Source organism: Claveliimonas bilis, from assembly GCF_030296775.1.
GTDB lineage: Bacteria > Bacillota > Clostridia > Lachnospirales > Lachnospiraceae > Claveliimonas > Claveliimonas bilis.
In genome coordinates, this window is record NZ_AP027742.1 from 865362 (window position 1) to 877092 (window position 11731).

Annotated in this window: 9 protein-coding genes and 1 riboswitch; of the genes, 6 read left to right on the plus strand and 3 right to left on the minus strand. The window is 44.3% G+C overall.

Translation table 11 applies throughout. The features are described from left to right. Positions 1 to 126: 126 nt before the first annotated feature. Entirely contained in the window at positions 127 to 2496 is a 2370-nt protein-coding gene (locus R2J37_RS04160; protein WP_230107546.1) for a ribonucleoside triphosphate reductase, read from the plus strand. A 91-nt stretch (positions 2497 to 2587) separates the two neighbouring features. Here R2J37_RS04160 and R2J37_RS04165 read toward each other — a convergent pair whose 3' ends face one another. After that, on the minus strand, positions 2588 to 3052 hold the full coding sequence (locus tag R2J37_RS04165) for a GNAT family N-acetyltransferase (protein WP_230106961.1): 465 nt from the start codon (positions 3050 to 3052) through the stop codon (positions 2588 to 2590). 74 nt (positions 3053 to 3126) lie between these two features. After that, positions 3127 to 3726 carry a TetR/AcrR family transcriptional regulator gene (locus tag R2J37_RS04170; RefSeq protein WP_230106960.1) on the minus strand — a complete coding sequence of 200 codons (600 nt, stop codon included), beginning with the start codon at positions 3724 to 3726 and terminating at the stop codon, positions 3127 to 3129. Positions 3727 to 3902: 176 nt separating this feature from the next. Here R2J37_RS04170 and R2J37_RS04175 point away from each other — a divergent pair, with 176 nt between their 5' ends. Continuing rightward, a complete protein-coding gene (locus R2J37_RS04175) occupies positions 3903 to 6059 on the plus strand; it encodes a Tex family protein (RefSeq protein WP_230106959.1) in 2157 nt (718 codons plus the stop codon). Between the two features lie 36 nt (positions 6060 to 6095). On the opposite strand, the gene R2J37_RS04180 is transcribed toward R2J37_RS04175, so the two are convergent. Further along, a complete protein-coding gene (locus R2J37_RS04180; protein ID WP_316266274.1) occupies positions 6096 to 6782 on the minus strand; it encodes a YoaK family protein in 687 nt (228 codons plus the stop codon). 249 nt (positions 6783 to 7031) lie between these two features. On the opposite strand from R2J37_RS04180, the gene R2J37_RS04185 reads away from it, so the two are divergent. From R2J37_RS04185 to R2J37_RS04200, 4 genes are all read left to right on the plus strand, one after another. Next, positions 7032 to 7922: a LysR family transcriptional regulator gene (locus R2J37_RS04185; RefSeq protein ID WP_230106957.1), complete on the plus strand. Its 891-nt coding sequence runs from the start codon at positions 7032 to 7034 to the stop codon at positions 7920 to 7922. 67 nt (positions 7923 to 7989) lie between these two features. Then, a complete protein-coding gene (locus R2J37_RS04190) occupies positions 7990 to 9156 on the plus strand; it encodes an alanine dehydrogenase (protein ID WP_256194914.1) in 1167 nt (388 codons plus the stop codon). A 79-nt stretch (positions 9157 to 9235) separates the two neighbouring features. Further along, on the plus strand, positions 9236 to 10636 hold the full coding sequence (locus tag R2J37_RS04195) for a Na+/H+ antiporter NhaC family protein (RefSeq protein ID WP_316266275.1): 1401 nt from the start codon (positions 9236 to 9238) through the stop codon (positions 10634 to 10636). 78 nt (positions 10637 to 10714) lie between these two features. Next, a riboswitch (FMN riboswitch) is annotated at positions 10715 to 10848 on the plus strand. A 248-nt stretch (positions 10849 to 11096) separates the two neighbouring features. Then, a complete protein-coding gene (locus R2J37_RS04200; protein WP_230106954.1) occupies positions 11097 to 11729 on the plus strand; it encodes an ECF transporter S component in 633 nt (210 codons plus the stop codon). Positions 11730 to 11731: the final 2 nt, after the last annotated feature.

The window sequence follows — 11731 nt, forward strand, 5'->3', positions numbered from 1 at the left end:
ACAACATGTTGTGAAGAAGACGAAAAGTGTGCACAACATGTTGTTATTTTATATTGACTCTTACGGAGATAAGGTGGTATGATAGAAGAACCAGCACAAAAGAAAAATAAAAGGGGAGGTCATTTCATGTATCAGGTAGTAAAAAGAGACGGACAGATCGCGGAATTTGATATTGCCAAGATCAGTATCGCCATCACAAAAGCGTTTGAAGCACAGAACAGGCAGTATCATCCGTCCATCATAGATATGCTGTCGCTGAAGGTGACGGCGGACTTTGAGCCGAAGATCAAAAAGGATCTGATCCAGGTAGAGGACATTCAGGACAGTGTAGAGCAGGTGCTTGTCCAGGCAGGTTACGGCGATGTGGCAAAAGGATATATCCTGTATCGTAAAAATCGGGAAAAAATCCGTAATCTCAAATCGACCATGTTGGATTATAAGGAAATTGTTGATAATTATGTTAATGTTTCCGACTGGCGTGTGAAAGAAAATTCTACAGTAACTTATTCTGTGGGAGGTCTGATCTTAAGCAATTCGGGAGCGATCACGGCAAATTACTGGCTGTCGGAAATCTATGATGAGGAGATCGGGCAGGCTCACAGAAATGCGGATATTCATCTTCATGACCTTTCCATGTTGACCGGATACTGTGCAGGATGGTCGCTGAAGCAGCTGATCCAGGAAGGGTTGGGAGGAATACCGGGAAAAATTTCCTCTTCTCCTGCAAAGCATTTGAGCGTTCTTTGCAACCAGATGGTAAACTTCCTGGGAATCATGCAGAATGAATGGGCCGGCGCGCAGGCATTCTCTTCTTTCGATACTTATCTGGCACCGTTTGTCAAAGTAGATAATTTAAGCTATGACAGTGTGAAAAAGTGTATAGAATCGTTTATTTACGGAGTAAATACGCCGTCCAGATGGGGTACGCAGGCACCGTTTTCCAATATTACTCTGGACTGGACTGTTCCGAATGACCTTGCCAATCTTCCGGCGATTGTGGGCGGCAAGGACATGGATTTTACATACGGAGACTGTAAGAAAGAGATGGATATGATCAATAAGGCGTTCATTGAGATCATGATCGAGGGAGATGCTCACGGACGCGGATTCCAGTATCCGATCCCGACTTACTCCATCACCAGTGATTTTGACTGGTCTGATACGGAAAATAACCGTCTTCTCTTTGAGATGACAGCAAAATACGGAACACCATACTTCTCTAACTACATTAACAGTGATATGGAGCCGAGCGATGTAAGAAGCATGTGCTGCCGTCTGCGTCTTGATCTTCGTGAGCTTCGCAAGAAGTCAGGCGGATTTTTCGGAAGCGGAGAAAGTACGGGATCCATTGGAGTTGTGACCATCAACATGCCAAGGATCGCTTACCAGTCTGAAAACGAAGAAGAGTTTATGAGCCGTCTGGACCGGCTGATGGATATTTCTGCCCGCTCTTTGCATGTAAAGAGACAGGTTATTACCCAGCTTCTGGAAGGCGGACTGTATCCGTATACAAAACGTTATCTTGGAACATTTGACAATCATTTCTCCACGATCGGACTTGTGGGAATGAATGAAGCCGGACTCAACGCAAAATGGATCGGCAAGGACATGACTCATAAGGAAACACAGGAATTTTCAAAGAGAGTTCTTAATCATATGAGAGAAAGACTGTCAGGATATCAGGAAGAATACGGCGATCTTTATAATCTGGAAGCAACACCGGCAGAGTCAACCGCTTACCGGTTTGCGAAACATGATGTGGAGCAGTTCCCGGATATCATTACAGCGGCAGAGGACTGCGGCACGCCATATTACACCAACAGTTCTCATCTGCCTGTGGGATATACAGAAGATATTTTTGACGCTCTGGACATTCAGGATGATCTGCAGACACTGTACACATCAGGAACCGTGTTCCATGCGTTCCTGGGAGAGAAGCTTCCTTCCTGGAAGTCAGCCGCTTCTCTGGTACGTAAGATAGCAGAAAATTACAAACTGCCTTATTATACAATGTCACCGACTTACTCTATCTGTAAGGATCACGGTTATATTTCGGGCGAGCACTATACTTGTCCGGAGTGCGGCAATGTAACAGAAGTTTACAGCCGTATTACAGGATACTACCGTCCGGTTCAGAACTGGAATGACGGAAAGGCACAGGAATTTAAGGATCGTAAAGTATATGACTTGAGTCATTCTCACTTCCATGTAAAATCCAAGGCAGGAGAAAAGATCGATGAGGTCATGAAGGCAGAGGCGGATGCACCGAGAAAGCTTCTGTTTACAACAAAGACCTGTCCTAACTGCAAGATAGCCAAGAATGCACTGGAAGAGGCCCATGTGGATTATGAGGTGATCGATGCGGAGGAAAATAAAGATCTGGCAAAGAAATATGGGATCATGTCTGCGCCGACCCTTGTGCTTGTAGGAAAAGACGGTGTGCAGAAGCTTACAAACGCATCCAATATTAAGAAATATACGGAAGAAAACGAATAGATTGACGTTTCGTATGGAAGTGTAAAAAGCGCCCGGCTATGAAAAGTAGCCGGGCGTATTCGTTTTATACAATTTTTTAAAATTTCTGCCATTAGGATAACTTATCCTTGATCATCTGATAATAGGGCAGTTCTTCATATCCGAGCCGCTCATACAGAGAAATTGCTCTGGTGTTCTCGTGGGTTACTTCCAGACGGATACGCCGTGCCTGCGGATATTCTTTTTCCAGCCACTGAAAAACTTCAGTGCCGTATCCCTTTCCCCTGGCATTACTTTTGAAAAAAAGTTCATCAAACCATACCTGGATGCCGCCTGCTTCGTTGTTCCAGGTGATAGCCAGATTAGCATATCCGGTAATCCTTTCTGCCGACGACTGATCTGTCTCTTCCAGAACAAGGATCCTTGCGAGAGGACTTTTCTCTATTGCCGCTGTGATGGTCCGGTGAAAATTTTCTTCAGGGACTGTGTGAAGGCAGGCAGGACTTCCGTAAAATTCTTTCATCATTGCGACAACTTCTTCCCTGTCAGCCTCGGTAATGTCTCTGATCATCAGCATTGATAAACCCTCCTTTTGCTTTGTGGGTTCATCATATCATGAGAAGCAAAGGAAAGCAACCTGTATAACCCCATCTACATAAGCCCATCGAGATAAGTTGTCAGAAGACGCCGTATATTTCCCTCAAAATCAGCATCTCCATTCTTCAGGCACCACTCGAATACATTGCCGATTACGATAATACGGATATCCGTGGTGACTTCCTCCAGAGGGTGCTTTAAGTGGAGAATACCAGCGTCGATCGCCCTCTGCAGATAGTGCTGGACAGTAACGATAGGATAGGGACGCTCTGTTCGGATATCAGGATTTAAAGACTGATTTTTTGGTGTGTAATAGTTTGATACAAAATCAAGGCCAAGCTCGCGGCAGTAGTGGGCATAATTTAAATAAACATGGATAATGGCCGTCTTGGCTTCTTCGGCGTTGGCAGGAAGCTCAAGACAATCGGGATCGATACTTGGCTGTTCTTCAATATAGTAAGATAAAAGATCATCCTTTGTTTTAAAATGGTGATAGAAACTACCGTTGGAAACGCCTGCTTCTTCACATATATTTTTTATAGACAAGCCTTCATATCCCTTTTTTCTAAGGATTGTTTTGGCAGCCTGAAAGATTCGGTCTTTTGTTTCTTTTGATTTTAACTGCTGTTTGGATAACTCCTCTGTTTTTACCATAGCGATACATCCCCTTTATCTGTTTATAAAAGCGATTATACCATATTTCCATAGGGGCTTCAAGAAAACAGAGTGAACTCGGTATTTTCCTTTGATGATTCCTTTCATTGCATAACCGGATGTTTTCCAGTATAATAATCCTGCAGATAAGCACCACAAAGAAAGGATTGTAACATATGGATATTAATCAGAGAATTACGGAGGAATTGGGAGTAAAAAGATGGCAGGTAGATGCAGCCATCAAGCTGATTGATGAAGGCAATACCATTCCGTTTATCGCAAGATACAGAAAAGAAGCAACAGGGACGCTTGATGATGAACAGCTTCGCCGGCTGCACGAAAGGCTGCAGTACCTTAGGGGATTGGAAGAGAAAAAGGAGCAGGTGCTCTCCAGTATTGAGGAACAGGGAAAACTGACGGAAGAACTGAAAAAGCAGATTCTTGAGGCAGAGACAATGGTGGTGGTAGAGGATTTATATCGTCCTTACCGCCCTAAGAGAAGGACAAGGGCAACCATTGCCAAAGAAAAAGGCCTGGAAGGCCTGGCTGCCCTTATTACACTTCAGAATCTGAATATGTCTCTTGAGGAGGCAGCGCAGGAATATGTAAATCCGGAAAAGGAAGTAAAGAATGCAGAGGAAGCTATTGCCGGAGCAAAGGATATTATTGCGGAAAATATTTCGGACGAAGCAGATTTCAGAAGTCATATCCGTAAGATCACCATGCAGAAAGGGAAGCTGATTTCCAAGGCAAAGGACGAAAATGCGCAGTCTGTATATGAAATGTATTATGATTTTGAGGAACCTGTAACAAGACTTGCGGGACACCGGATTCTGGCTTTGAACCGGGGAGAAAAAGAAAAATACATTACGGTTAAGATTGAGGCTCCGGAGGAAGATATTCTGCGCTACCTTGAGAAAAAGGTGATCCATAAACAGAATCCAAATACTTCTCCGGCTCTGAAAGAAGCGGTCGATGACAGCTATAAAAGGCTGATCGCGCCTGCCATCGAGCGGGAGATCAGGAACAGCCTGACGGAAAAGGCAGAGGACGGAGCTATCAGTGTATTTGGAAAAAATCTGGAGCAGCTTCTTATGCAGCCGCCGATTACCGGACAGACTGTTCTGGGATGGGATCCGGCCTTTCGGACAGGATGTAAGCTGGCAGTGGTAGACCCGACAGGAAAAGTGATCGGAACAACAGTAATTTATCCTACAGCGCCCACCACTCCACAGAAGATCCAGGCATCCAAAGATCTTCTGAAAAAGATCATACCAAAGTATAATATTACGTTGATTTCCCTTGGAAACGGAACGGCGTCCAGGGAATCGGAGATGTTTATTGTGGAACTTTTAAAAGAAATTCCGCAGAAAGTGCAGTATGTGATCGTCAGTGAAGCGGGGGCATCCGTGTACTCCGCAAGTAAGCTTGCGTCGGAAGAGTTCCCGAAATTTGACGTTGGTCAAAGAAGCGCCGCTTCTATTGCAAGGCGACTGCAGGATCCTCTGGCGGAACTGGTGAAAATAGATCCTAAGTCTATAGGAGTAGGGCAGTACCAGCATGATATGAACCAGAAAAAATTAAGCGATACGCTGTCCGGAGTTGTGGAAGACTGTGTCAATAAGGTAGGGGTGGATCTCAATACTGCATCTGCGCCGCTTCTTTCCTATATATCCGGCATCAGTACAGCGATTGCAAAAAATATTGTTGCCTATCGGGAAGAAAATGGAGAATTTACTGACAGAAAGCAGCTCTTAAAAGTGGCAAAACTGGGTCCAAAGGCCTATGAACAGTGTGCAGGATTTATGAGGATCGCAGGCGGCGATAATCCGCTGGATGCAACCAGCGTTCATCCGGAGTCCTATGAGGCGGCGAAAAAACTCCTGGAAAAACAGGGATTTACGCTGGAAGATGTTGCAAAAGGACGGTTAGCAGGATTGTCTCTTACCATTAAAGATTATAAAAAGTTGTCAGAAGAGCTTGGAATCGGTGATATTACATTGCGGGATATTGTAAAAGAACTGGAAAAGCCCGGACGTGATCCGAGAGAAGAGATGCCCAAGCCAATCCTTCGCACCGATGTGCTGGAAATGAAAGACTTAAAAGAAGGTATGATTCTCAAAGGAACAGTAAGAAATGTAATTGATTTTGGAGTCTTTGTGGACATCGGAGTTCATCAGGACGGACTGGTGCATATTTCAGAGATCACAGATAAGAAGTTTATTAAACACCCGCTGGAAGCAGTGAGTGTGGGAGATATCGTAGATGTGAAGGTCATGAGTGTGGATCTGAAAAGAAAACGGATCCAGCTTACCATGAAAGGGATTTCCTAGATATTCTTTCTTGGATACAGAACTTGAAATCAGGTTTCAGGTTCTGTTTTTTTGCACAAAAGTTTGAAAATCGCCAGTGAAGAAACATCCGTTGTCAATGCAGACAAAAGGAACTGCCGCAATAGCGGCGGGAATCACAAACCAGATACTGTGAGTTCCCCAGACCACACACAGAATATAAGAAACGGCAACTCCCAGATGATAAGAAAGAAGTGTACAGCCAAAGAATCTTGCTTTCAGACAGAAAGAAGAATCCCTGTTAAAAATAATTTCTGTTACAGCAGTAGTAAACTGCCGAAGGTTGTTAGTGGAAAAAATGGTAGAGCTTGTGAATCCATAAGCGCCTTTAAAGCTTCCCCACTGGAATGCGGTGGCGAAGAAAAACGGATAGAGGGCCAGTACCGGATCCATCCCGGCAGGAAGGAAACCAACCACAAAGGCAGCTGCACCGTCCAGAAGTACACTTGCAAGCGGGAGGCTGATGCGGGAATGTTTGGGGAGGTAGGCAGTCAGGCCAAGAGCCAGCATATAGACTGCCACGCCGCCCAGACGGATAAGGGCGCTGCTGAAATTATGACCGAGAAGATTAGTAATCAGATAAATCATGTTTGCAGTCTGTGCATTGCCGAAAAAATCACAAAAATTTAAAATGGAGTATACACCGAAAAAGCCGCCGATAAATGACATCAGATAATGAATAGGAGCTTCATACTTTTTTTCCATGATAATTAACCTCAAATTTTATAATAGTAAGTAATATGACAGCTCGGCTCCAAGAGGCCTCGCTCACGGGCGTTCGCCCTATAGAAATACAAGACACTAAAAGTCCCTGCAAGCGGGCCTTTTGATTTCTTGTATTTCTGCACGGCTCATTGCCTGCGTGCACATTATATCATATTGTAATTCTATATAAAAATACATATAATATATAAATAACCATATCAAAAAAGTATAGATAATGAGGTGCGGAAAATGGATATAAAATCATTGAGGTATTTTCTGGCAGTAACAGAAGAAGGGAATATTACGAAAGCGGCGAAAAGGCTGTGTATTGCCCAGCCCCCTTTAAGCCGACAGCTCCAGCTTCTGGAGGAGGAATTGGGAGTTGTTCTTTTTCAGAGAGGAAAAAGGAGGATCCAGCTGACGGAAGAAGGCTATTATTTAAAGAGGCAGGCGGAGGAGATCCTGGCACTTGTGGAAAAGACAAGAAGTCAGCTGGGACAAATGGGAAACAGTTTGTGCGGGCAGGTGTCGATCGGGGTAGTGGAGACATGCGGGGGAAGTATTCTTCCTGATTTGGCGGAAGGATTTCACAGTCAGTACCCGGATGTCTCTTTTCAGATCTGGTCAGGCAATGGAGATGAAGTTACAGATAAACTGAACCGCAGCCTTGTGGATATGGCCATTTTAAGAGAACCTTTCTATATAGAACAATGTGAAAGCATATTCCTTAGGCAGGAACCGTGGGTTGCTGTCATGAGCAGGGATCACCCTCTTGCAGGAGGAGCGGACGAAATTGAATTGTCTGCCCTGGGACAGGAACCTTTGATGATTTCTGTGCGTCCTTCTCTTCAGGACGAGATTCTCAATTGGTTTAACGAAATATCTGAAGAGAGAAAGATCTTCTGCTATTATAATTCGGTAGCCTCTGTGATTCCCATGGTGGAACATGGTACCGGAATCGCTATCAGTCCGGAGTCGGTAAAGAGTTTTACAAGCGGACGAAATCTGGTTTATAAAAAAATTATACATCCTCAGCATGACTCCAGACTTTATCTTGTACGTCGCCGCTATCAGCTGCCACCGGCGGCAGCAGGGGCATTCTGGGATTATACGAAGAAAAAATATTGCGATAAAGATTAAAAAAAGGTATAATAAATCGTTATGCGTATTCATAACATAAGAATATTTATGCAAAGAAGGTAAAAAAATGAAGGTAGGAATTTTAAAGGACATTAAAGTAGGAGAGAACCGAGTGATTGCTACTCCTGTTGAAATTTCCAGTCTGACTGCAGATGGCCATGAGGTCCTTGTGCAAAAAGGAGCAGGAGCAAGGGCGGGATTTCCGGATGAAAAGTATGCTCTGGCAGGAGCAAAACTTGTAGATACGGCAAAAGAGATTTATGATACCTGCGATTTTGTTGCGAAAGTAAAAGAATTTGAGCCGTCAGAATATGACATGCTCCGTGAGGATCAGATTGTGTTCACCTGTATCCATCCGGCAGCTCATCCGGAAGAAGTACAGGCGCTTCTGGACAAAAAGGTGATCGCATTTACAGCTGAGGACAGCCACAGATATGGTTCTCCCAACTGTGAAGCAGCGGGAAAACAGGGAGCCTTAATGGGGCTGGAATCTATGCTTACGATCAATGGCGGAAAAGGAAAATTTGTCAGCGGACTGGGGGCCGCTCCGGGAATGAAGGTATTGATCCTTGGAGGGGGAACAGTGGGACAGGCAGCGCTGTCAGTTCTGCATGCTCTTGGAGCGTGGGTCACAGTGGCAGATATCAATATCGGACTTTTGCGGACTTTACAGAGTCAGTATAACCAGACCATCAACACGATGATCTCCAGCAGGGAAAATATTGCCGCTGTTCTTCCGGAAACAGATATGATATTGAATTGTGTAAAGTGGCCAAAAGGGAATAAGGAATATCTGGTGACGAGAGAGATGATAAGAACTATGGAGCCAGGATCAGTTCTTGTAGATATCAGTAACGATGAACAGGGAGCGATTGAGACGTTTCACGAGACAACTCATGAGAACCCAAGATATGTGGAGGAAGGAGTTGTGCACTATTGTGTAAGCAATATTCCGGGAGCTATTGCCAACTCCACATCTGTTGCTTATGCGGCGTCTGTTCTTCCGCATTTCCGCAGCATTTTAAACAATGGAGTTGCCAAGGCATGTGAGCGGGACGGATTTTTAAGAAGAAGCCTCACCACATACAAAGGTTATTTGACTCATGAAGAGACAAGCGCTCTTCAGAACCGTCCGTGGATCCGTCCGGAGGATATCCTGGGGATTGCAGACAGGCAGCTGGATCCGGCGCCTCCGGCCACAGTGACACGGTCAGAAAATTATATTAAATTATAATGATTTACAGGCGGAACGACACGGAAAGTATTCTATGGCGTTCCGCTATCTGAAGAACGAATGAGAAAGGGAAAATCAAATGGAAACAATGGGATTTATTTCAGTTATTCCGGCAATACTTGCTATCGTATTGTCTTTCATTACTAGAAACACGGTTGTGTCCCTGGCGGTGGCGTGTATCGTAGGGACACTGTGCGCGGGACAGGGAATTTTCGGCTTCCCGACTCTTTTGCAGAACAGCCTTGGAACAACAAGTTTTTCCTGGGTAATGCTGCTGAATACTTTTATAGGAATCCTGGTGGCTTATTTCCAGAAGACCGGAGCAATCCAGGGATTTTCACAGAAAGTGCATGAAAAGAATCTGAGTAGAAAAGGTGCACAGCTTATGGCTTGGATTCTTGGAATCTTTATTTACTTCAGTGATTCTTTCAGCCCGCTTTTTGTAGGATCGGTTATGAGAAGTATCACGGATAAGGCGAAGGTTTCCAGAGAAAAGCTGGCTTACATTGCGGATTCTACTTCCGCTCCGGTCAGCGTTCTTATGCCGATCACCGGCTGGGCGGCATATCTGATGGGACTTGCCCTTGGAGTGGGATGTATTGAAACCACGGAAGATGCGGCTTCCTTATTCCTGCATGCCATTCCGTTTAATTTTTATCCTATTTTCGCTGTACTCTTTGTAGGTTTGATTGCAACTGGAATCGTAAAAGACTTCGGCCCCATGAAGAAAGCAGAGAAACGTGCGGTAGAGGAAGGAAAGGTTATCCGGGATGGAGCAACGCCTCTGATTGGGAAAGAGCTGACAGAGATGCAGCCGTATCCGGGAATCCGGCAAAGAGTTTTTCTGAATTTTATTCTTCCGGTTCTTGTTATTATCAGCATTGCGCTTGGAACATATATTGCTTTTGACTCTGCAAAGACAATGGAAGCGTTTTTGTTTGTAGTTATTATTATGACGATCAGTATGATGATCCAGGGAATCCCATTTAAAGAAGTGATGAACACTCTGACTGATGGTGTAAAGGGAGCGATTCCGGCAGTTATGCTTCTTGCCCTTGCTTATGCAGTGAATGAGCTGAGCAGCGAAATGGGAACTGCAAATTATATCATTTCCCTGACGGAGAACTTCCTGACTCCACATATGCTGCCGGCTATTATTTTCTTAGTAGCATCCATTATGGCTTTTGCTACAGGATCGTCCTGGGGAACATTTGCCATCTGTATGCCGATCGCTCTTCCGCTTGCCTTCAGCTTTACAGATAATCAAATGAGTCTTTTGATCGTTGCAAGTTTTGCGGCAGTTGCAGGAGGCGGAGTTTTTGGAGATCACTGTTCACCGCTTTCGGATACGACGGTGCTTTCATCAACAGGTGCGGCATCTGATCATATTGACCATGTAAAGACACAGCTGCCGTATGCTCTTGTGTGCGGAGGTCTTGCGTTAGCGGCTTACTTCATAATTGGAATTCTCTTTATTTAAAAATCAGGAAGTTTCTTCAGCACAAAATTAAGTCTTGCAATGTCTGGAATATCGTTCTATAATAGAACACGGAAAAGAATAAATCTTCGGGGTCGGGTGAAAGTCCCAACCGGCGGTTACAGTCCGCGACCCGGAATCTGCCAGGAGCAGAGGAAGGCTGATTTGGTGAAATTCCAAAACCGACAGTAAAGTCTGGATGAGAGAAGAATTATGTAGTAGATAGAAAATAGGCAAGCGATTCTATGACTCCGATATTTTTAATATCGGGGTTTTTTTATTTGTTTCGGGAAATTTTCTTTCCTGTCAAATAGAAATATTTCACAAACTTGCTCAATACGCTGCATATCTCTGTGAAGATTTTCTTTCCTGGATTTACAAAAGCGCCGGAGTGGCGCATCGGTATACAGAAGTAAAAAACTGTATACAGATACCATATTTCAACAAAAAGGAGAGAAAGAAAATGAGTACACAAGTAATGGACAACAGAACAAGAGAAAAATCAAGAGTAAAGATCCGCACGATCGCACAGATTGGAATGCTTTCGGCAATTGCAGTTGTATTAATGCTTTTTGAAATACCGCTGCCGTTCGCGCCGGCCTTCTATGAAATAGACTTCAGCGAAGTGCCTGTACTGGTTGGATGTTTTGCAATGGGACCGCTTGCGGGAGCTGTTATCGAGCTTATCAAGATTATACTTAATCTTGCTATTAACGGAACCATGACGGCAGGAGTAGGAGAGGTGGCTAACTTCCTGATCGGTTGTTCATTGGTTGTTCCGGCGGGACTTATTTATCGGAAAATGAAAACAAGAAAAGGCGCCATCATCGGAATGGTGACAGGAACGCTGTTTATGACTCTTGTAGGATGTGTGCTTAACGCCTATATACTTCTGCCGGCATACGGAGCAGCTTTTCAGATGCCGATAGAAGGACTGGTACAGATGGGAACAGCGGTCAACAGCAATATTACCAACCTCTTTACCTTTGTGGCATTTGCTGTGGCGCCGTTTAATCTTTTGAAGGGTGTTCTTGTTTCAGCGATCGTATTTGTGATTTATAAGAAAATAAGTCCGGTACTTCATATGAATCGGTAAAG

What these genes read in the sequence shown, in the direction of transcription:
- R2J37_RS04165 (WP_230106961.1), bottom strand. Translation starts at nt 3,052, where the DNA reads ATGCTGATGATCAGAGACATTACCGAGGCTGACAGGGAAGAAGTTGTC.
- R2J37_RS04175 (WP_230106959.1), top strand. Translation starts at nt 3,903, where the DNA reads ATGGATATTAATCAGAGAATTACGGAGGAATTGGGAGTAAAAAGATGG.
- R2J37_RS04160 (WP_230107546.1), top strand. Translation starts at nt 127, where the DNA reads ATGTATCAGGTAGTAAAAAGAGACGGACAGATCGCGGAATTTGATATT.
- R2J37_RS04185 (WP_230106957.1), top strand. Translation starts at nt 7,032, where the DNA reads ATGGATATAAAATCATTGAGGTATTTTCTGGCAGTAACAGAAGAAGGG.
- R2J37_RS04170 (WP_230106960.1), bottom strand. Translation starts at nt 3,726, where the DNA reads ATGGTAAAAACAGAGGAGTTATCCAAACAGCAGTTAAAATCAAAAGAA.
- R2J37_RS04200 (WP_230106954.1), top strand. Translation starts at nt 11,097, where the DNA reads ATGAGTACACAAGTAATGGACAACAGAACAAGAGAAAAATCAAGAGTA.
- R2J37_RS04180 (WP_316266274.1), bottom strand. Translation starts at nt 6,782, where the DNA reads ATGGAAAAAAAGTATGAAGCTCCTATTCATTATCTGATGTCATTTATC.
- R2J37_RS04190 (WP_256194914.1), top strand. Translation starts at nt 7,990, where the DNA reads ATGAAGGTAGGAATTTTAAAGGACATTAAAGTAGGAGAGAACCGAGTG.
- R2J37_RS04195 (WP_316266275.1), top strand. Translation starts at nt 9,236, where the DNA reads ATGGAAACAATGGGATTTATTTCAGTTATTCCGGCAATACTTGCTATC.